Raw genomic sequence first — 20,956 nt, 5'->3', positions numbered from 1 at the left:
CCGACAAGACCGATGGAGGTGTCGAATGGCAAAGCGTAGCGTAGTTTTTCCGCCGGGTCGCCAGGCGCTGTATGACCGCAACCGTTATTCGCCGGGGCTGCGCTCGAACGGCTTCCTGTTCGTATCCGGGCAGGTCGGCAGCCGCGAGGACGGCTCGCCCGAGCCGGAACTGGGCGCGCAGGTTCGTCGCGCGTTCGACAACCTGAATGCGGTGCTGCGCGCGGCCGGCTGCACGTTCGACGATGTCATCGACGTGACGGTGTTCCTCGTCGACCCCGAAGCGACGTTCGAGCGGGTCTGGGAGATCGTCCCCGAATACTGGGGCGACGCACCGCATCCGACGCTGACCGCCGTCGGCGTGACCTGGCTGTACGGGTTTCAGTTCGAGATCAAGGCGATCGCGCGGTTGCCGGAGACGGTCGACGGGTGAGCGGGGCGCCTCGTGCGACCGTTCGACGTGAGCGTCGACGTGGCGCCCGCGCCCGCGCCCGCGGACGAAGTCGCGATGGTGCACGTGTAGCGCGTGCTATCGTGCCCGCATCGCCACCACATGACGTCCGGTTCCCGGCGCGATCTTCCGATGAGCCAGCCTGAAAACGACCTCGCGGTCCTGCTGCGCACGATGCAGCCCGAACTGCATCCGGGTGCATTCGCATTCATCGCGCTACCGCACGCCGCAGACGTATCGTTATCCGAAGTGATTGCGACGTTCCGCGAAGCGGAGGGGGTGACGGTCGTGGTCGACGAGGAGACGGCCGCGCGCCGCGGCTGGCCGGTGCTGTTCCGCGCCGCGTGGATCACGCTGACCGTGCATTCCGACCTCGCGGCCGTCGGCCTCACGGCCGCGTTCGCGCGGGCGCTCGGCGCGGCCGGCATCAGCTGCAACGTGATGGCCGCCGCTTACCACGATCACATCTTCGTGCCGTTCGTCGACGGCCCGCGTGCACGCGATGTACTCGTCGCACTGCAGCGCGACGCGATGCGCGGCTGACACGCGAAAGGCATTCCTCCGCGTGGGCAAAAAAACGGGCCCGTGTGACCGGGCCCGCGAACGGAGAGAATGGCGCCGGCGAATGACTTCCGGCGCCCGGCGGGCGGCTTACTTGACCGCGCCGCCCTCGAACCAGGCGGCGAGCTTCGTCCGCTCGTCGTCGGTCATGTGCGTGACGTTGCCGATCGGCATCGCCTTCAGGCGCACGGCCTGGTCGTAGATGCGCTGCGCGTTCTTCGACACTTCGTCCGGCGTATCGAACATCACGCCCGCCGGTGCGCTGCCCATCAGCGTCGGCTTGGCCGAGTGACACTCGACGCAGCGCTGCTGCAGGATCGGCATGATGTCGTTGATCGCGATCTTCGGTGCGTTGGCCGCTTGCGCTTCCGGCGCGACCGGTTTTGGCATCGTCCACACCAGCGCGCCCGACAGCAGCGCGACGCCGCCGATCGGCAGGTACCACAGCTGCTTGCCGCGGTGACGCATCACGAAGAACTGGCGAATCAGCGCGCCGGCCAGCATGATCAGCACGAGCACGACCCAGTTGAACTTGTTCGTGTACGTCATCGCATAGTGGTTCGACAGCATCGCGAACACGACCGGCAGCGTGAAGTACGTGTTGTGCACCGAACGCTGCTTGCCGCGCTTGCCGTAGATCGGGTTCGGTTCTTCGCCCTTGAGCATCTTGTCGACCATCTTGCGCTGGCCCGGGATGATCACGAAGAACACGTTCGCCGACATGATCGTCGCGAGCATCGCGCCGACGATCAGGTAGGCGGCTCGGCCCGAGAAGATGTGGCACGCGAGGTACGCGGCGGCGACGACGTACAGGCCGACGCAGATGCCGAGCACGCGGTCGTTGGTGCCGAGCAGGCGACACAACGAGTCGTACACGATCCAGCCGGCCGCGAGGAAGCCGAGTGCGGACGCGACGGCGACGACCGGGCCCATGTCGAGCACGTTCTTGTCGATCAGGTACGTGTTCGGCGCAAGCAGGTACAGCACGAAGAACAGCGTGAAGCCCGACAGCCACGTCGTGTACGACGGCCACTTCGACCAGTGCAGGTCATCGGGCATTTCCGGTGGCGCGACCGTGTATTTCTGCATGTTGTAGAAACCGCCGCCGTGGACGTGCCACAGCTCGCCGAACACCCCGCGCTTGCGCTGGTTCGGGTCGGTCGGCGGTTTCAGGCTGTTGTCGAGCGCGACGAAATAGAACGACTCGCCGATCCACGCAATGGCGACGATGACGTGCAGCCATCGCAGTGCGAGGTTCAGCCAGTCGGTGATGAAGCCTTCCATGAAACTCCTCCAGACTCAGATCGTTTGTCTTGATGCAGGTGCTGATTCGAATGTCAGCTGCCGCGATAAGTGCTGTACGACCACGGCGACACGAGCAGCGGCACGTGGTAGTGCGAGCCGACGTCGGCGATGCCGAAGCGCAGCACGACGCGGTCGACGAAGCGGGGTTCGGGCACCTTCACGCCGAGCGCCGCGAAGTAGTCGCCGGCATGGAACACGAGTTCGTATTCGCCGGCGGCGAGTGCCGCGCCTTCGAGCAGCGGTTCGTCGCAGCGGCCGTCGCTATTGGTCAGCACGGTCTTGATCGCGCGGCGCGATTCGCCGTCCAGCGCGTAGAGGTCCACCTTGATGGCGGCGCCGGGGCGACCGTGCGCCGTATCGAGTACGTGGGTAGTGAGCTTTCCCATTCGTTGTTCCTTGTGTGAATGCGAGGTTCGGCGGCGACTCGATCCATGACTGTGCGGCGGATCGAGGCTCCACGTCACGTGGCTACATACCCGTCGGCGAGCGTGAAGCGAGCGCCGTGCAGGCATTGTAAAAAGGTTCCCCGTGCAAATACGTGCGCGATATCGAAGATAATGCGCCGCGCATGAGCGGCTGTCGACGGCCCGCCGGACAGGGCCGAGCGCACCGATGCCGGGCACGCGCGGGGCGTCGGGCGGCGTACCATACCGAATCCCTGAAGCACGGTATTCGCGATCGTGTATTGTGTGCGGCGCGCGCTTGGGCGATCCTCCCGCCGTGCGCGTCGGCCGGTGGCCGCGCGTACCCCGAAGACGGCGAGCACGCCGGGTAACCGGGCCAGGGCGTTCGAACGGACGCAGGCACCGGGGCGTGCCGCGATTCAGCGTTCGAACGGCTGTGTGACCGCTTCCAGGACAGCCCCTGGAGCCAGACCGACGCGGAGAACGCATGAATCTCGAGCAGCACGCCGGCGCACGCGCGCCGACCCCTTCCTCATCCCGCCCGAGGACCCTGCTGGTCAAGCACGCCGACGTGCTCGTGACCATGGACGACACGCGCCGCGAACTGCGCGACGCGGGGCTCTACATCGAAGACAACCGGATCGTCGCGGTCGGCCCGAGCGCCGAGCTGCCCGACACGGCCGACGAAGTGCTCGACCTGCGCGGCCACCTCGTGATCCCGGGGCTCGTGAACACGCACCATCACATGTACCAGAGCCTCACGCGCGCGGTGCCGGCCGCGCAGAACGCCGAACTGTTCGGCTGGCTGACGAACCTGTACCGGATCTGGGCGCACCTGACGCCCGAGATGATCGAGGTGTCGACGCTCACCGCGATGGCCGAGCTGCTGCAGTCGGGCTGCACGACGTCGAGCGACCATCTGTACATCTACCCGAACGGCAGCCGGCTCGACGACAGCATCGGCGCCGCGCAGCGGATCGGCATGCGCTTTCATGCGAGCCGCGGCGCGATGAGCGTCGGCCAGCGCGACGGCGGGCTGCCGCCCGATTCGGTCGTCGAGCGCGAGCCCGACATCCTGCGCGACGCGCAGCGCCTGATCGAGACCTATCACGACGACGGCCGCTACGCGATGCTGCGTGTGGTGGTCGCGCCGTGCTCGCCGTTCTCGGTGAGCCGCGAGCTGATGCGCGACGCGGCCGTGCTCGCGCGCGAATACGGCGTGTCGCTGCACACGCACCTCGCGGAGAACGTCAACGACATCGCGTACAGCCGCGAGAAGTTCGGGATGACGCCCGCCGAATATGCGGAAGATCTCGGCTGGGTCGGCCACGACGTGTGGCATGCGCACTGCGTGCAGCTCGACGATGCGGGCATCGGCCTGTTCGCGCGCACCGGCACGGGGGTCGCGCATTGCCCGTGCTCGAACATGCGATTGGCGTCCGGCATCGCGCCGGTGAAGAAGATGCGGCTCGCGGGCGTGCCGGTCGGGCTTGGCGTGGACGGTTCCGCGTCGAACGACGGCGCGCAGATGGTGGCCGAGGTACGTCAGGCGCTGCTGCTGCAACGGGTCGGTTTCGGGCCCGACGCGATGACCGCGCGCGAAGCGCTCGAGATCGCGACGCTCGGCGGTGCGAAGGTGCTGAACCGCGACGACATCGGCGCGTTGAAGCCGGGCATGGCCGCGGATTTCGCCGCGTTCGACCTGCGTCAGCCGCTGTTCGCGGGCGCGCTGCACGATCCGGTCGCGGCGCTCGTGTTCTGCGCGCCGTCGCAGACGGCGTACACGGTGGTGAACGGGAAGCTGGTGGTGCGGGAAGGGCGCCTTGCGACGCTCGATCTGCCGCCGGTGATCGAGCGTCACAACGCGCTGGCGCAAGCACTCGTGGAAGCGTCGCGCTGACGCGTCGGCGGGGAGGTCGCGCCGCACGTCGCGCGGCCGTTGCCGTCACACCCGCCGCGCAACGGCGTGCCCGGCGGGCGCGTGGCGCGCGCCGTATGCGATTACGCCTCGATCAGCGTGCGGGTGGCCTCGGCGACGAGGCTGCGCAGCCAGCGCACTTCGTCGGAGTAATGGCAGCGCTCGTGCCACAGCTGGTAGTACTGCATCGGCGGGAAGTCGAGCGGCGCCGGCACGACGGACAGCGGCAGGAACTTCGCGTAGTGATCGGCGAACAGCCGCGTGGTCGTGAAGATCAGGTCCGACTTCACGAGCACGTAAGGCGCGAGGTTGAAGTACGGCAGCGTGACGACCACGTGGCGCTTGAGCCGTTCGCGCGCGAGATGCACATCGATCGCGCCGCGCTGGCCGACCGAGTACGGCGTCGGCGCGAGATGCGGCGCGTTCAGGTACTGGTCGAGCGTGAGCCCGCCGCGCTTCGCGAACGGATGCGTGTTGCTCATCAGGCAGACGATTTCGTCGACGAACAGGTTCGACAGGTGCAGCTGCTCGGGCGGTTCGGGCCAGTTGCCGACGACGATGTCGAGCTTGCCGTCTTCCAGCGCGAGCTCGTAGTCGAACGCGGGGCCGAGCGAATGGAACTCGAGCGTCGCATTCGGCGCGGCCAGGCGGAAGCGTTCGACGACGGTCGGTACGAACAGCACGTTCAGGTAATCGGGGCAGCCGATCCGGTAGCAGCGGATCGACGTGGCCGGGTCGAAGTTGTGCTGCTGAAACTTGATGCGCTCGATTTCGCGCAGCGCGTTCTGCACGGGCTCGAGCAGGCGCAGCCCGTATTCGGTCGGCACCATGCCGGATTTGCCGCGCACCAGCAGCGGATCGCCGGTGATGTCGCGCAGGCGGCGCAGCGCGGCGCTGATCGCCGGTTGCGATTGGTTCAGTTTGACGGCCGCGCGCGTGACGCTGCGCTCCATCAACAAGGTGTGCAAGACGCGCAAGAGGTACGTGTCGATCGCCTCGCGTTGCTGACTCATGTTATCTCCGGTTTATATGGCTGGGCTGATCGAGGAATGGGGTGGGTATATCGTTTTTAATATGAACGAAAATCAGCGTCAAGAGATGGATACCCGCGGCTACCCGCCGGCCGGGCCTCGACAAGGGGCCGGAACGGGGCGAAATGCAGGCGAGCGCAGCGCCGCACGGATGCGCATTGCACGCATCCGGTGGTGGGGCGTCGCGTGGCGCGTGCGGCGCGTCAGTCGTCGATACGCATGCCGACCTTCAGCGTGACCTGCCAGTGCACGACCTGGTCGCCTTCGATGTGGCCGCGCGTTTCGGTCACCTGGAACCAGTGCAGGTTGTGCAGCGTCTTGCCGGCTTTCGAGATCGCGTTGCGGATCGCGTCGTCGCTCGATTGCTGCGACGAACCGGTCAGTTCGATCAGCTTGTACACGTGGTCGCTCATGATGCGCTCCCTGGGATATCGGTCTGTATTGCCGGGGCAACGCGCGGTCCCGAAGCGGTTCCGCTACGGTTCCGCTACGGTCCCGCTACGGTCCCGTGCATGCCCGGCTTCTTGAGTGATAGGTATGATGGGCGGCAACTGCAACCCATATCGGAGATGAGGCGCATCGTGGAGGTCGGATTTTGCGGACCAGGATTGATGGGCGCGCCGATGATTCGGCATTTGCTGGCGGCCGGGCATCGCGTGAGCGTATGGAATCGCTCGCGCGACAAGGCCGACGCGCTGGTGAAGGACGGCGCGCAGGTGGCGGGCATGCCGCACGAGCTGGCCGAGCGCGTCGAGACGGTGTTCGTGTGCGTGCTCGACGGCCGGGCGGTCGGCGACGTCGTGTTCGGCGAGCACGGGCTGCTTTCCGGCGACGCGAACGCGCGCCGCCTGCGACGCATCGTCGATCATTCGAGCATTCCGCCCGCCGCCACGCGCGACTACGCGGCGCGCGCGGCCGCGCTCGGGGTCGGCTGGGTCGATGCGCCGGTGTCCGGCGGCGTGCCGGGCGCGCAGGCCGGCACGCTCGCGGTGATGGCCGGCGGCCGCGCGGCCGATCTCGACGCGGTGCGCGCGCTGATCGACACGTACGCGTCGCGCATCACGCACATGGGCGATGCCGGCGCGGGCCAGACGGCGAAGCTGTGCAACCAGGCGATCGTCACCGCGACGGTCACCGCGATCGCCGAGGCGGTCGGCCTCGCGCAGGCGAGCGGCATCGACGCCGCGCGTCTGGCCGAGGCGCTGGCCGGCGGCTGGGCCGATTCGGTGCTGCTGCAGACGTTCGTGCCGCGCATGACGTCGGGCGGTCATCCGCCGATCGGCGCGCTCAGTACGTTCCAGAAGGATGTCGATGCCATCGCCGACGCCGCGCGCGACACCGGCGCGGTGATGCCCGTGTCGGCCACCGTGCAGCAGGTGCTCAGGCTCGGCGCCGCGCAGGGACTCGCCGGCGCAGATTTCGCCGCGTTCATCGACATCGTGCGGCCGGGCAACGGCCGCCAGCAGGCGTCGTGACGGGCAAGCGGGGCGTGTGAATGGCAGATGGGCCGCCCGGAGGCGGCCCATCGAATGACTGGCGGATCAGCCGAGCGAGCGGGGTGTCGTGTCGCCCGCGTTCTGACGGCCGAGGCCGCCGCGCAGGCTCGCCTTCGTGCCTGCACCAAACTCGGGCAGGATGCGCGCCCGCGCCCGGCTGGCGAACACGAGGAAGCCGAAGCCGTTCGCTTCGTACCAGTATCCGCCGTTCTCGAGGCCGTCGAGCGGCTGCTCGAGCGCATTCGCGATCGATTCGATGCAGCGCTTGCGCAGCTCGGCGATGGCCGGATAGGGCGGCTGCGCGCCGCGCACGCTGCACAGAAGCACGTCGAGGCCCGGCAGCACGTGCGCATAGAGGACGGGTTCGTCCTGCGCGCGAGCGCGGGCAATCTTGGTGTCGAGCTGGGCAAACGGCTTCGAGTGGCGCAAGACCGCGAGGAACGACTCCTGGCCATCCTGCGGCGCACGCCGACGTTTTTTCGGGAAGGACATAAACACTCGCCTCAAAAACAATTGCAAGAAATGCGGCACTTTCATGCGACCCACTCCCGGCTATGTACGCCGCATGTCGATCCTTTATAGCACACGAAAATGCTGCATTCGTGCAGTACGACGATCAATGTCTCCCGTCGACCTGCTCGCCATGATCGACACAGCCAGCGTCTTGGCGCCCGTACTGTCGTTTAGTCTCCATCATAGACCTGCTTTTCCCGCGCGTGCATTCGCTCGTCACAAAAAAGTGAGATACGCCGCATGCGGCGGTGCATCGCATGCGCAATAAAAAGGCCCGCGCGGGGCGGGCCTGGCTGGCGGAGCGTGTCGCGGTCAGCGCTGCTTGAGCGAATCGCGGATCTCGCGCAGCAGCACGATGTCTTCCGGCGTCGCGGCCGGCGCGGCTTCGTCCGGCTTGCGCAGCTTGTTGATGAATTTCACCATCAGGAAAATGATGAACGCAAGGATCACGAAATTGATCGCCACGGTGATGAACGAGCCGTAGCCGAATGCGGCGACGCCCGCGGCCTGCAGGTCCTTGAACGAATCGGGATTACCCTTGAACGACGGCGGGATGGTGCCGAGCAGAACGAACTTGTTCGAGAAATCCAGGCCGCCGGTCAGCACGCCGATGACCGGCATGATGAGGTCCTTCACGACCGAGTCGACGATCTTCGAGAACGCGCCACCGATGATCACGCCGACGGCGAGATCCATCACGTTGCCCTTGACGGCGAACTCCTTGAATTCCTTGATGATGCTCATGAGCGGCTTTCTCCTGGTTGGGGCGGGGGGAGGCGTGCCGCGACGCGCAGGATTGCTTTGCGTCGAATGAAGGTCGGTGGCACGCCGATGGCCGCATGATAGCGAACGTGCCCTATTGCCGGTAGCCCATCTTGAAATGATTGACAAATCCGCGCGTCGGCGCGGCCGGTCATGCCGCAGCGCGTGGCGTGCGTGGCCGAGCGTCGACATGCAGGTCGACACCCGGTGCACCCGTACTCACTCAGGTGTTGTCGTCGGTCCAGCCGTCGTCGTTGCTGCCGAGATCCATCCCGCTGCCGCCGCTGTTGCCGTCGCTCCAGCTCGAATCGTCGCCGCGGCCGAGGTCGAAGCCCGGATCGGTGTCCTGCCGACGGTTTTCGCCGTCGACGATCACGTCGCGTTCGACCACGCGCTCGCGGCCACCGGACATCGCTTCGCCGAGCAGCACGCCGGTCAGGAGCCCGCCCATTCCGCCGCCGAAACCGCCACCTTGCTGGATCACGACGGGCGGCTGCTGTTGCGGATACGGTGGTTGCGGCGGGTAGGGCTGCTGCTGATACGGCTGACCCTGGGCGCCCGTCATGCGGTCGGCTTCCTGCGCGTACACCGAGCCGCTGCCGTTCGCTGGCGCCGTGGGCTGCGCGGCCGGGTCGGGGCGGCCTTCGACGCGCGCCTTCACGCTCGCGTGGCGCTGTTCGAGTTCATCGACGCGATACGGCGGCACCGGATTCTTGCCGTTCGACAGCGTCTCGACGAGCGTGCGCGCGTCGTTCTCGATCGCTTCGAGTTCGCCGGTCAGCGCCGCGGCGCCGGGCGCCGTCGACAGTTTCGCATCGAGCTTCAGCGGCCGGATGTCGTTCAGCACGTCGGTCGCGCGCTTGAGCTGCGTGCGGCGTTCGTCGTCGGCACGGCCGTTGTCGGCCGTGCGCGCGCGCCGCAGCGTCCAGCGCAGCACCAGCGCGATCACGGCGACGATCAGCCCGAGGCCGATCCACATGCCGGTCGACGGGCCGTGTTTTTCGGCCGGCGCGACGGCGGGGGCGAGCCCCGGCTGCAGCGTGCCGGCCTGCGTGGCCGACGGCGTGTTGCCGCTCACGCGCGCGGCGTCGGCGCGAATGCGCGACTCCGTCTGCGCGAAGCGCGACGCGTCGGTGAACTTCAATTGCGGATCGAGCGATTTCGCGCGCTGCAGTTGCGCGAGCGCGTCGGACGCGCGGCCTTCGCGGTCCAGCACCTGCGCGTACAGATAGCGCGCATGCGCGTTGTTCGGATGGGCGTCGATGACTTGCGACAGCTGCGTGTCGGCTTGCTGCCAGTTGCGCTGCGCGATCGACTGCTCGACCTGCTGAAGCGACGGGACCGCAAACGCGGCGGACGACAGCAACATCAGCGACAGGCCGAGTGCGGCGAGAGATTTCTTCATGGTCGAACCGGGCGCATGCGCCCGTCTCCTGACGATCGGTTCGCGCCGCGCGCCCGGGCCGGGGCGCGGCGCGGTGGCCCGCGGCGGCGGTTACTGCGCGGGCGTATCGAGCTGCTTCTTCAGCGCGGCGAGGCGATCTTCCACCGACGGGCCCTTGTTCAGCGCGGCGAGCTTGTCGTCGAGCGCCTTGCCGCTCGACGTGTCGGCCGAATTGAGACGCGCGTCCGAGCGGGCGTTCTGCAGCGCGACCTTGTCCTCGAGCTTCTGGAAATCCTCGGACAGGTTCTTGCCGCCGATGCCGCCCAGCGCGCTGGCGGCCACGTCCTTCGCCTGCGCGATTTCCTGCTTCGCCTGCAGGATGTTCGAGCGCGCATTCAGGTCGTTGCGGCGCTGACGCATGTCGGCGATCTGCCCCTTCAGCTTGTCGACCGACGGCTCGAGCGTCGCCAGCTCGGCCGCGAGCGCATCGCGCTCGGCTTCCGCGTTCGACTGGGCCGCGAGCGCCTCGCGGGCGAGCGCTTCGTCGCCGCCTTGCAGCGCGCGCTTCGCGCCGTCCTCGTACTTCTTCACCTTGTCGTCGGCCGCATCGCGCTTGCTGCGCTGGGTTGCGACCTGTGCCTCGATCTCGATCAGCGAATTCTCGGCACGGCCGATGCTGTCGTCGAGCTCCCGCACGATCTGCCGTGCGTCGCGCGACGGATCCTGTACCGAATCGGCCGCATCGTTCAGCAGGCCTTTGATCGTGCGCGAAATAGAGTCGAAAAGCGACATGAAATCCTCCGTGGTTGAAAGGCGCCGCGTGACCGCGGCAATGCCCGTCGCGAGCCGGTCCCGCTTCGGTTCCGGCCCGCGTGAGCCGGCGGATATTACACCACCGGTTCACTTAAATACGGCTTAAACGCGCGAGTTCAAGCGGCTCGCGCATCGGGACGCCAACCTTTCGCGACTGAAAGAAAATCGCCTGCGTGCGCCGTATTGCGTGTCCATCATAGGCCGAGGATGCCGACAATACGTGCCGCAAATCACGGCATTGCGGGAATTTTTACAAAAAATCGCGAAGGCACCCGGTCGATTTCATTAAAATGCGCTGTCACGTCGCGGGAACGGATCGCCGCGCGGCGGGGTCTGTCGACGTGACAGCCGCATCTCGATGCACCCACTCTGATTCATCCGCTTGCATTTCCGCATGCGTCCGAGGGCGCCACGTACGCCCGCCATTCCGACATGCCAATTATCAAACGACCGCCTTCTTCTTCCGACAGGAACGAACCCCACTACACGCTGCGCCGTTCGCCGTCCGGGGCCTATTACCCCGATGACGACGATCGCGACGACGGCCGCCGCGCGCAGCAGCGCGGTGGCGGTGGCGGAGGGCGCCGCCGCACGTTCGGCTCGCGCGTCGCGCTGTGGTTCGTCGGCTTGTTCGCGACGCTGGCCGTCGTCGGCGCGCTGATCGTCGGCTACGCGCTGGTCGTGATGGCGCCGCAACTGCCGTCGCTCGATGCGCTGACCCATTACCAGCCGAAGGTGCCGCTGCGCGTCTTCACCGCCGATCACGTGCTGATCGGCGAGTTCGGCGAGGAGCGCCGCAGCCTCGTGCGCTTCCAGGACATTCCCGACGTGATGAAGAAGGCCGTGCTCGCGATCGAGGACTACCGCTTCTACGAGCACGGCGGCGTCGATTTCCTCGGCATTCTGCGCGCGGGCGTGGCCGACCTGATGCACGGCGGCGCGCGCCAGGGTGCGAGCACGATCACGATGCAGGTCGCGCGCAACTTCTTCCTGTCGAGCGAGAAGACCTACACGCGCAAGATCTACGAGATGCTGCTCGCGTACAAGATCGAGAAGGCCCTGACGAAGGACCAGATCCTCGAGCTGTACATGAACCAGATCTATCTCGGCCAGCGCTCGTACGGCTTCGCGGCCGCGGCGCGCGTGTACTTCGGCAAGGACCTGAAGGACATCACGGTCGCCGAAGCGGCGATGCTCGCGGGGCTGCCGAAGGCGCCGTCCGCGTACAACCCGGTCGTCAATCCGAAGCGCGCGAAGGTGCGTCAGGAATACATCCTGAAGCGCATGCTCGACATCGGCTACATCACGCAGCCGCAGTACGACCAGGCGATCAAGGAAGAGATTCACGTGCGCACGCCGGGCAACCAGTACGCGGTGCACGGCGAGTACGTCGCCGAGATGGTGCGGCAGATGATGTACGAGCAATACAAGGACGAAACCTATACGCGCGGGCTGACCGTTACGACGACGATCAATTCGGCCGACCAGGAAGCCGCGTATCAGGCCGTGCGTCGCGGCATTCTCGACTACGAGCGCCGTCACGGCTATCGCGGCCCCGAAGCGTCGATCAACTTGCCCGCGGCCGGCGACGAGCGCGACGAGGCGATCGACGACGCGCTCGCCGACCACCCGGACAACGGCGACCTGCAATCGGCGGTCGTGCTGTCGGCATCGCCGAACGCGGTCGAGGTGCAGTTCGTCGGCGGCGCGACCACGACGATCGGCCCGGCCGGGCTGCGCTTCGTGTCGGCCGCGCTGAGCCCGCGCGCGAACAACGCGCTGCGGATCAAGCCGGGCTCGGTCGTGCGCGTGCTGAAGGACGGCAAGACGGGCTGGCAGGTCGTGCAACTGCCGCAGGTCGAGGGCGCGCTCGTCGCGATCGCGCCGCAGGACGGTGCGATCCGCTCGCTCGTCGGCGGCTTCGACTTCAACAAGAGCAAGTTCAACCACGTGACGCAGGCGTGGCGGCAGCCGGGCTCGTCGTTCAAGCCGTTCATCTACTCGGCGTCGCTCGACAAGGGGCTCGGACCGGCGACGATGATCAACGACGCGCCGCTGTACTTCCCGCCGAGCGTGCCGGGCGGCACCGCGTGGGAGCCGAAGGACGACGACCAGCCGGACGGCCCGATGACGATGCGCACCGGCCTGCAGCGGTCGAAGAACCTGGTGTCGATCCGGATCCTCGCGTCGATCGGCACGCAGTATGCGCAGCAGTACGTGACGCAGCGCTTCGGCTTCGATCCGGCGAAGACGCCGCCGTACCTGCCGATGGCGCTCGGCGCGGGCCTCGTGACGCCGCTGCAGCTCGCGACCGGCTACGCGGTGTTCGCGAACGGCGGTTACAAGGTCGATCCGTACCTGATCGCCGAAGTCGACGACGCGCGCGGCCAGCCGCTGCAGAAGTCGCAGCCGGTGGTCGCGGGCGGCACGGCGCCGCGCACGATCGAAGGCCGCAACGCATACGTGATGAACAGCCTGCTGCACTCGGTCGCGACGGGCGGCACGGGCGCGGGCACCAACGCGCTGGGCCGCAACGACCTGCAGGGCAAGACGGGTACCACGAACGACGCGAAGGACGGCTGGTTCGCCGGCTATCAGCAATCGCTCGTCGCGGTCGCGTGGATGGGCTTCGACCAGCCGAAGAGCCTCGGCAGCCGCGAATTCGGCGCACAGCTCGCGTTGCCGATCTGGGTGAACTACATGCGCACCGCGCTGAACGGCGTGCCCGAGCAGCAGATGCCGATGCCGGACGGCCTGACGACGATCGACGGCGAGCTGTACTACGCCGATCGCACGCCGGACAACGGCTTCGTCGCGAACGTCGACATCAACCCGGCCGAGAACGCGATCAGCGCGAACGACGCACTCGGTTCGGCCGGCGCGGCCGGGCTGGCGCCGCCGCCCGTCACGCCGCAGGAGAAGCAGCAGATCATGGACATGTTCGAGAGCAAATAAGCGGGACGCTGGGCTTCAGCCATGCGACGGGCGCCTTCGGGTGCCCGTTTTTTTGCGCGCGGCCGCCAGCGGAAGACGGTGAATCAGAACGACGCGCAGGCCGGCACGACGGTCATGCCGACCGATTGCTGGTGAAATCGCTCGACGTACGCTTGCCGGATCGCGGCGAGCCGCGTGCGCGTGTCGCGCGTATCGTCGGCGATGATACGGAGCACGAAGCTGTCTTCGCGCGTGATCGCGCCGCTCGAGCGGTCGCGCCACTGGCCGTGCGTGTCCCAGTAGGTGAGGCCGTCGGGGAAGCGCGGCGTGACCGTGTCGGCGAGGAAGGCCGCGCGTTCGGCATCGGTGACGGGGCCGCGGCCGGCGACGTCGCGCCCGAACAGCAGGTCGGCCTGCAGCATGCGGCTTTCGCCCGGTTGCGTGCAGGCCGCAGGTTGCGCGTGGGAGGTGGGCGAGGGCGGTGCCGCGCAACCGGCGAGCAGCGCGAATGCAATCGAGCATGCGGCCAGCCGCCGCATCTGCCCATTTCGTGACGATCGACCTTCGCGCGCGCAAAACGCTGCGCGCTCAATCACTTGCGAGCGGGTCCGGCGGGTTATCAACAGGGCTGTCAACATAATCTGGGGATAACCCTAGGATGGCCGGCGCACGCGGGATGCGGCGTCAGTGCCGCAGTTGCGCGTGCGCGAGATGCATGCCGAGTGTGGCGGGGTCGGTATTCGTGCCCGACAGCAGCACGCCGACGCGCTTGCCCTGCAGCGTTTCGCGCAGCGGGCCGAGCAGCGCGGCGAGCGCGGCCGCGCAGGCCGGCTCGACCGACAGTTTCAGGTGCGAGAACAGGAACAGCATCGCGGCGCGCAGCGCGTCGTCGGAGACGGTGACGATGCGGTCGAGGTGGCGCCGGCACAGCTGGTAGCTGTATTCCTCGGTGTGCGGCGCCATCAGCGAATCGGCGATGGTCTGCATCGCGCTCATCTTGATCGTGTGATTGGCCGCGAAGCTGCGGCTCATCGCGTCGGCGCCTTCCGGCTCGACGCCGTACACGTGCACGCGCGGGTTCGCGAGCCGCAGCGCGGTCGCCATGCCGGCCGCGAGCCCGCCGCCGCCGATCGGCACGATCACCGCGTCGAGGTCCGGCGTCTGCGTCGCCCATTCGTAGCCGAGCGTCGCGGTGCCGAGGATCGTGTGATAGCCGTTGAACGGATGAATGAAGAAGCGGCCTTCCTCGGCCTCGATGCGCCGCACGAGATCGAACGCCTGCGACGCGCTGCCGGCCAGCACGACTTCCGCGCGGTACTGCTTGCACTGCGCGATGCGCGTCGGACTCGCGGTATGGAACATCACGACCTTCGCGCTGCTGCCGAGCCGCATCGCCGCATACGCGACGGCCGCCGCATGATTGCCGGCCGACACGCAGGTGACGCCGGCGTTCTTGCGGGCTTCGTCGAGCGCGAGCAGATGCGTGAACGCGCCGCGCGCCTTGAAGCTGCCGCTTGCCTGCAGCAGCTCGAACTTGAAGTTGACGTGCGTGCCTTCGAGGGAGGGCAGGTCGGCGCGTTCGAACACGGGCGTGCGCGCGACCCACGGCGACAACGCGAAATGCTGTGCGGCGATTTCGTCGAGCGTCGGAATCGGCTCGCCGTCGATCGTCGTATGGGCAGTGCCCTGTTGTTCAGTCGACATGACGTGGCGGGTAGCGGAGTGGGCCGGCCCGCACACGCGGGCCGGCGTGGCGGGAGGCAGTCAGTGCGCGTCGACCGACATGCTGCGGATGAACTTGCGCAGGAACTGCTCGCAGCCGGCGAGCTGCGCGAGCTCGACATATTCGTTCGGCTTGTGCGCCTGCTCGATGTTGCCGGGCCCGCACACGACGCTCGGGATGCCCGCGCGTTCGAACAGCCCGGCCTCGGTGCCGTACGCGACCTTGCGCTTGTCCTGGTCGGCCGTCAGCGCGCGCACGAGCTGCGTGATCGCCGCCTGTTCGGTTGCGTCGAGGCCGGGCGCCGCGGCGATCTTCGAGAACTCGATCGCGGCGTTCGGATGCTCGCGCCGCATCTGCGGCAGCAGCGTTTGCTGCGCATACGCTTCGATGCGCGTAAAGATCTGCTCGGGATCGAGCGTCGGCAGGTTGCGGAATTCGAAGTCGAAGCGGCACTCGGCCGGCACCGTGTTGATCGCGTTGCCGCCCTGGATCGTACTCGTCTGCGCGGTCGTGAACGGCACGTCGTACAGCTCGTCGAACGGGCCTTCGGCGCGGAAACGGTCGGCGATGTCGCGGATGTGGCAGATGAGGCGCGCCGCATACTCGATCGCGTTGAGCCCCTTCGGGGTCAGCGACGAATGCGCGGCGTGGCCGCGCACGCAGCAGCGGTACGCGTTGATGCCCTTGTGCGCGATGATCGGCCGCATGCTGGTCGGCTCGCCGACGATGCAGCCCGACGGCTGCACGCCGCGCTTCACGAGATCGGCGATCATCAGCGGCGCGCCGGCGCAGCCGATTTCCTCGTCGTAGGACAGCGCGAAATGGATCGGCTTCGCGAGCTTGGTTGCCTGCATCTCGGGCAGCAGCGCGAGCGCCGCGCCGATGAAGCCCTTCATGTCGCAGGTGCCGCGGCCGTACAGGCGGCCGTCGCGGATTTCCGGCGCGAACGGGTTGCTGTCCCATTGCTGGCCGTCGACCGGCACGACGTCGGTGTGGCCCGACAGCACGATGCCGCCGTTCGTCGAACCGTCGTGCGCGGGCACGGTGGCAAACAGGTTCGCCCAGCCCTCGCGCGGATCGTGCGTGATCGTCGATGCGATGCCTTTCGCGGCGAGCGCGTCGCGCACCGTTTCGATCAGGCCGAGGTTCGGCACGCGGCTCGTCGTGTCCATCGACACGAGTTGCTTGACCCAGGGCAGGCTGACGAGCGATGCGTCGCCTTCGGTGGCGGCGGACGGCGCCGTCGCGTCGAGAGTGGACATGGCAAAACTCCGTCTGATGAATGGGAAATCATACTCAAAAACGCGCCGGCCCGCCTTCGTCGGGCGCGATGCGGTGCAGCAACGTCGCGCCCGTCAGGATGGCATCAGCGGGCCGCGACGGCCGCCCCCTGTTTCGGGCCGAGCGCGCGCAGCGTTTCCTTGATCGTCGATACGCGGATCGCGAGATCGGGCGAGCGCGTCTCGATGCGCAGCTTGTCCTGGCCCGCGAGCTTGATGTGGCGATGCTTCTGCACCATCTCGATGATCCGCATCGGGTCGATCGGCGGATTCGGCTCGAACTGCAGGCCGATCGCGACTTCGCTCGCATCGATCTTCACGATGCCGAGCGGCTTCGCGGCGATCCGCAGCCGGTGCGTCTCGACGAGCGCGTGCGCCTGCGGCGGCAGCTTGCCGAAGCGGTCGATCAATTCCTCCTGGATGCCGTCGATCGCGTCGCCGTGCTCGCAGTTCGCGAGCCGCTTGTACAGCGACAGCCGCTCCTGCACGTCCGCGCAGTAGTCGGCCGGCAGGATCGCGGGCGCATGCAGGTTGATTTCGGTCGTCGCGGCGAGCGGGGCGGTGAGGTCGGGCTCCTTGCCGTTCTTCAGCGCCTTCACCGCGTCGTTCAGCATGTCCGTATAGAGCTGGAAGCCGATCTCGTGGATTTCGCCCGACTGCTTGTCGCCGAGCACCTCGCCGGTGCCGCGGATCTCGAGGTCGTGCATCGCGAGATAGAAGCCCGAGCCCAGTTCCTCCATTTGCTGGATCGCTTCCAGCCGGCGCTGCGCCTGCTTGGTCAGCGACTGCGGATCGTGCACCAGCAGGTACGCGTACGCCTGGTGGTGCGAGCGGCCAACGCGGCCGCGCAACTGGTGAAGCTGCGCGAGGCCGAACTTGTCCGCGCGGTGCATGATGATCGTGTTCGCGCTCGGCACGTCGATGCCGGTCTCGATGATGGTCGTGCACAGCAGCACGTTCGCGCGCTGCGCGACGAAATCGCGCATCACGCGTTCGAGTTCGCGCTCGTGCATCTGGCCGTGCGCGATCACGATGCGCGCTTCGGGCACGAGCGCCTCGAGCATCGCCTTGCGGTTCTCGATCGTCTCGACCTCGTTGTGCAGGAAGTACACCTGGCCGCCGCGCTTCAGCTCGCGCAGCATCGCCTCGCGGATCACGCTTTCCTCCTCGCGGCGCACGAAGGTCTTGATCGCGAGCCGCTTCTGCGGCGCGGTCGCGATCACCGAGAAATCGCGCAGCCCTTCGAGCGCCATCCCGAGCGTCCGCGGGATCGGCGTCGCGGTGAGCGTCAGCACGTCGACTTCCGCGCGCAGCGCCTTCAGCGCTTCCTTCTGGCGCACGCCGAAGCGGTGTTCCTCGTCGATGATCACGAGGCCGAGGCGCTTGAACTGCACGTCCGACGACAGCAGCTTGTGCGTGCCGATCACGATGTCGACGCTGCCTTCGTTGATCTGCGCGATCGCCGCGTTCACTTCCTTCGCGGTCTTGAAGCGCGACAGCTCGACGATCCGCACCGGCCAGTCCGCGAAGCGGTCGGCGAAGGTCTGCGTGTGCTGCTCGGCGAGCAGCGTGGTCGGCGACAGCAGCGCGACTTGCTTGCCGCCGAGCACCGCGATGAATGCCGCGCGCAGCGCGACCTCGGTCTTGCCGAAGCCGACGTCGCCGCACACGAGGCGGTCCATCGGCTTGCCGCTCGTCATGTCGCCGATCACGGCCGCGATCGCCGCGGCCTGGTCGGGCGTTTCCTCGAAGCCGAAGCTTTCCGCGAATTTCACGTAGTCGCGCGGGTCGAGCGAGAACGCATGGCCTTCGCGGGCCGCGCGGCGTGCGTACAGGTTCAGCAACTCGGCGGCCGTATCGCGGATCTGCTGCGCGGCCTTGCGCTTCGCGCGCTCCCACTGGCCGGAGCCGAGCGCGTGCAGCGGCGCGCTGTCGGGGTCGGCGCCGCTGTAGCGCGAGATCACGTGCAGTTGCGCGACGGGCACGTAGAGCTTGCTGTCGCCCGAGTATTCGAGATGCAGGAATTCGGTTTCGCCCTCGCCGAGATCCATCGACACGAGGCCCATGTAGCGGCCGATGCCGTGCTGCGCGTGGACGACCGGATCGCCGACCTTCAGCTCCGACAGGTCGCGCACCATCGCGTCGACGTTGCTCGCCTGTTCCTGCCGGCGGCGGCCCGCGCGGCGGCCGAGCGCGCCGTACAGCTCGGTTTCGGTGACGATCGCATAGCCTTCGCCCGGCACCGCGAAGCCGTTCGCGAGCGGCGCGACGCCGAGCGCGAAGCGTTCGTCGCTCGCGAGCCAGCCCGCGAAGTCGTCGTTCGACGCGGGGCGCAGGTGGTGTTCGGCCAGCAGTTGCAGGATCGTCTCGCGGCGGCCGGCCGATTCGACCGTCAGCAGCACGCGCTTGCCCGACGATTCGACGAACGTGCGCAGCGACGCGAGCGGATCGTCCGCATGGCGGTCGACGGTCAGTTCGGGCAGCGCGGTCGCCCAGCCGCCGGCCGGCTGCGCGGGCAGCACGACGCGCGCGAACGGCTTCGCGAACGCGAAGAAATCCTCGTCGGACAGGAACAGCCGCTGCGGCTCGAGGATCGGCCGCTCGCGATCGTGTGCGAGGAACGCGTGACGCTGCTTCGTATCGGCCGTGAAGCGGCGGATCGACGCGTCGAGATCGCCGGTGAACACGAGGTGCGCGTCCTGCGGCAGGTAGTGGAACAGCGTGGCCGTCTCGTCGAAGAACAGCGGCAGGTAGTACTCGATGCCGGCCGACGGCACGCCGTTGCCGATGTCCTTGTAGATCGGCGCGCGACTCGGATCGCCTTCGAAGGTTTCGCGCCAGCGGCTGCGGAAGGCCGTGCGCGCCGCTTCGTCGAACGGGAACTCGCGGCCGGGCAGCAGGCGCACGTCGCGCACCGGATAGAGGCTGCGCTGCGTGTCGGGATCGAACGCGCGAATCGAATCGACCTGGTCGTCGAACAGGTCGATCCGGTACGGCAGCGGCGAACCCATCGGGTACAGGTCGATCAGCGAGCCGCGCACGCAGTATTCGCCGGGCCGCACGACCTGGCTCACGTGCTCGTAGCCGGCCAGCGTGAGCTGCGCCTTCAGCTTCGCCTCGTCGAGCCGCTCGCCCTGCGCGAACGCGAACGTGTACGCGGCCATGAACGACGCGGGCGGCATCCGGTACAGTGCGGTGGTCGCGGGCACGAGCAGGATGTCGCAGCGGCCCTCGCCGAGGTCGTGCAGCGTGGCGAGGCGCTCGGACACGAGGTCCTGGTGCGGCGAGAAGGTGTCGTACGGCAGCGTTTCCCAGTCGGGCAGCAGGCGCACGCGCGCATCGGGCGAAAAGTAGCGGATTTCCTGCGACAGCCGCTGCGCGTCGACCGCGTTCGCGCAGATCACCGCGAGGAGCGGCACGTCCTGGCGGTTGTCGGCGAGATAACGGGCGATGGCGAGCGCGTCGGCGGAGCCGTGCGCGCCGTCGAAGGCAAAACGCTGGCCGGGCTTGACGCGGGCAACGGGTGAAGCGGACGGGGTGGAAGCGTTATCTGGCATAGGGACGACAGGGGTGGCGTGCACGGGCGCATCGCGTGCGCCGGTCGAGACGAAAGACCTATTATAAAATCCGCTTCTCGATTTCACCTTTCCGGCGTTTCCCTTCGTGACTCCCCGACTTTTCGCCCTGATTCCTTGCGCCGGCACGGGCAGCCGTTCCGGTTCGGCCGTGCCGAAGCAATACCGCACGCTGGCCGGCCGCGCGCTGCTGCACTACACGCTCGCTGCGTTCGACGCATGCAGCGAGTTCGCGCAGACGCTCGTCGTGCTCGCGCCCGACGATTCCCATTTCGACGCGCGCCGCTTCGCGGGCCTGCGCTTCGCGGTGCGCCGCTGCGGCGGCGGCTCGCGGCAGGCGTCGGTGCTGAACGGGCTGCTGGAGCTGGCCGAATTCGGCGCGACCGACCACGACTGGGTGCTCGTGCACGACGCCGCGCGCCCGGGCATCACGCCGGCGCTGATCCGCACGCTGGTCGCGACGCTGAAGGACGACCCGGTCGGCGGGATCGTCGCGCTGCCGGTGGCCGATACGCTCAAGCGCGTGCCGGCCGGCGGCGACGCGATCGCGCGCACCGAGTCGCGCGACGCGCTGTGGCAGGCGCAGACGCCGCAGATGTTCCGCATCGGCATGCTGCGCGACGCGATCCTGCAGGCGCAGCGTGAAGGGCACGACCTGACCGACGAGGCCAGCGCGATCGAATGGGCTGGTCATACGCCGCGCGTCGTGCAGGGCAGCCTGCGCAATTTCAAGGTCACGTATCCGGAAGACTTCGCGCTCGCGGAAGCGATCCTCGCGCGCCCCGCGAACGCTTCCTGACATTCACCCC

At 67.6% G+C, this 20,956-nt stretch carries 18 protein-coding genes; 6 read left to right on the top strand and 12 right to left on the bottom strand.

Features of this window, described 5'->3' with window-relative positions; translation table 11 throughout:
- Positions 1-25: 25 nt before the first annotated feature.
- Together HWX76_RS15280 and HWX76_RS15275 are read left to right on the top strand one after the other, a co-directional pair.
- A complete protein-coding gene (locus tag HWX76_RS15280) occupies positions 26-430 on the top strand; it encodes a RidA family protein (protein WP_050013312.1) in 405 nt (134 codons plus the stop codon).
- A 150-nt stretch (positions 431-580) separates the two neighbouring features.
- On the top strand, positions 581-991 hold the full coding sequence (locus tag HWX76_RS15275) for an ACT domain-containing protein (protein WP_050013311.1): 411 nt from the start codon (positions 581-583) through the stop codon (positions 989-991).
- Positions 992-1,099: 108 nt separating this feature from the next.
- Here HWX76_RS15275 and HWX76_RS15270 read toward each other — a convergent pair whose 3' ends face one another.
- Together HWX76_RS15270 and uraH are read right to left on the bottom strand one after the other, a co-directional pair.
- Positions 1,100-2,293: a urate hydroxylase PuuD gene (locus tag HWX76_RS15270; RefSeq protein WP_050013310.1), complete on the bottom strand. Its 1,194-nt coding sequence runs from the start codon at positions 2,291-2,293 to the stop codon at positions 1,100-1,102.
- 53 nt (positions 2,294-2,346) lie between these two features.
- Positions 2,347-2,700, bottom strand: coding sequence for a hydroxyisourate hydrolase (gene uraH / locus HWX76_RS15265; RefSeq protein ID WP_089435183.1), 354 nt, complete (start codon positions 2,698-2,700; stop codon positions 2,347-2,349).
- Between the two features lie 505 nt (positions 2,701-3,205).
- Here uraH and HWX76_RS15260 point away from each other — a divergent pair.
- The gene (locus HWX76_RS15260) at positions 3,206-4,618 is read left to right on the top strand and encodes an 8-oxoguanine deaminase (protein WP_089488557.1); all 1,413 of its coding nucleotides are present in this window, start codon (positions 3,206-3,208) and stop codon (positions 4,616-4,618) included.
- 101 nt (positions 4,619-4,719) lie between these two features.
- Here HWX76_RS15260 and HWX76_RS15255 read toward each other — a convergent pair whose 3' ends face one another.
- Positions 4,720-5,649, bottom strand: coding sequence for a LysR substrate-binding domain-containing protein (locus HWX76_RS15255; protein ID WP_006478550.1), 930 nt, complete (start codon positions 5,647-5,649; stop codon positions 4,720-4,722).
- 221 nt (positions 5,650-5,870) lie between these two features.
- Entirely contained in the window at positions 5,871-6,080 is a 210-nt protein-coding gene (locus HWX76_RS15250; RefSeq protein ID WP_011549586.1) for a dodecin, read from the bottom strand.
- Positions 6,081-6,248: 168 nt separating this feature from the next.
- On the opposite strand from HWX76_RS15250, the gene HWX76_RS15245 reads away from it, so the two are divergent.
- A complete protein-coding gene (locus HWX76_RS15245) occupies positions 6,249-7,142 on the top strand; it encodes an NAD(P)-dependent oxidoreductase (RefSeq protein WP_176016011.1) in 894 nt (297 codons plus the stop codon).
- A 66-nt stretch (positions 7,143-7,208) separates the two neighbouring features.
- On the opposite strand, the gene HWX76_RS15240 is transcribed toward HWX76_RS15245, so the two are convergent.
- The 4 genes from HWX76_RS15240 to HWX76_RS15225 all read right to left on the bottom strand — a co-directional run bounded on the left by HWX76_RS15240 (position 7,209) and on the right by HWX76_RS15225 (position 10,614).
- Positions 7,209-7,655: a hypothetical protein gene (locus HWX76_RS15240; protein WP_006488003.1), complete on the bottom strand. Its 447-nt coding sequence runs from the start codon at positions 7,653-7,655 to the stop codon at positions 7,209-7,211.
- Positions 7,656-7,988: 333 nt separating this feature from the next.
- A complete protein-coding gene (gene mscL / locus HWX76_RS15235; RefSeq protein ID WP_050013307.1) occupies positions 7,989-8,420 on the bottom strand; it encodes a large conductance mechanosensitive channel protein MscL in 432 nt (143 codons plus the stop codon).
- Positions 8,421-8,661: 241 nt separating this feature from the next.
- Positions 8,662-9,843, bottom strand: a complete 1,182-nt coding sequence (locus HWX76_RS15230) for a tetratricopeptide repeat protein (protein WP_050013306.1) — start codon at positions 9,841-9,843, stop codon at positions 8,662-8,664.
- Between the two features lie 90 nt (positions 9,844-9,933).
- On the bottom strand, positions 9,934-10,614 hold the full coding sequence (locus tag HWX76_RS15225; protein ID WP_050013305.1) for a PspA/IM30 family protein: 681 nt from the start codon (positions 10,612-10,614) through the stop codon (positions 9,934-9,936).
- Positions 10,615-11,067: 453 nt separating this feature from the next.
- Between HWX76_RS15225 and HWX76_RS15220 the strand changes: the two genes are divergently transcribed.
- A complete protein-coding gene (locus HWX76_RS15220; RefSeq protein ID WP_176016010.1) occupies positions 11,068-13,590 on the top strand; it encodes a penicillin-binding protein 1A in 2,523 nt (840 codons plus the stop codon).
- An 83-nt stretch (positions 13,591-13,673) separates the two neighbouring features.
- On the opposite strand, the gene HWX76_RS15215 is transcribed toward HWX76_RS15220, so the two are convergent.
- From HWX76_RS15215 to mfd, 4 genes are all read right to left on the bottom strand, one after another.
- The gene (locus HWX76_RS15215) at positions 13,674-14,108 is read right to left on the bottom strand and encodes a DUF3574 domain-containing protein (protein ID WP_050013303.1); all 435 of its coding nucleotides are present in this window, start codon (positions 14,106-14,108) and stop codon (positions 13,674-13,676) included.
- Between the two features lie 145 nt (positions 14,109-14,253).
- The gene (locus HWX76_RS15210) at positions 14,254-15,273 is read right to left on the bottom strand and encodes a threonine/serine dehydratase (RefSeq protein ID WP_050013302.1); all 1,020 of its coding nucleotides are present in this window, start codon (positions 15,271-15,273) and stop codon (positions 14,254-14,256) included.
- A gap of 60 nt (positions 15,274-15,333) precedes the next feature.
- Entirely contained in the window at positions 15,334-16,554 is a 1,221-nt protein-coding gene (argE, locus tag HWX76_RS15205; RefSeq protein WP_089488555.1) for an acetylornithine deacetylase, read from the bottom strand.
- Positions 16,555-16,658: 104 nt separating this feature from the next.
- Positions 16,659-20,216, bottom strand: a complete 3,558-nt coding sequence (mfd, locus tag HWX76_RS15200; protein ID WP_089488554.1) for a transcription-repair coupling factor — start codon at positions 20,214-20,216, stop codon at positions 16,659-16,661.
- 19 nt (positions 20,217-20,235) lie between these two features.
- Here mfd and ispD point away from each other — a divergent pair, with 19 nt between their 5' ends.
- On the top strand, positions 20,236-20,946 hold the full coding sequence (gene ispD, locus HWX76_RS15195; RefSeq protein ID WP_050013299.1) for a 2-C-methyl-D-erythritol 4-phosphate cytidylyltransferase: 711 nt from the start codon (positions 20,236-20,238) through the stop codon (positions 20,944-20,946).
- Positions 20,947-20,956 lie beyond the last annotated feature (10 nt).

Origin of the sequence: Burkholderia sp. BCC0398, assembly GCF_902833245.1 — a bacterium.
In the GTDB taxonomy this organism is placed as follows: Bacteria; Pseudomonadota; Gammaproteobacteria; order Burkholderiales; family Burkholderiaceae; genus Burkholderia; species Burkholderia sola.
This window is presented reverse-complemented; position numbering and strand designations above follow the sequence as displayed.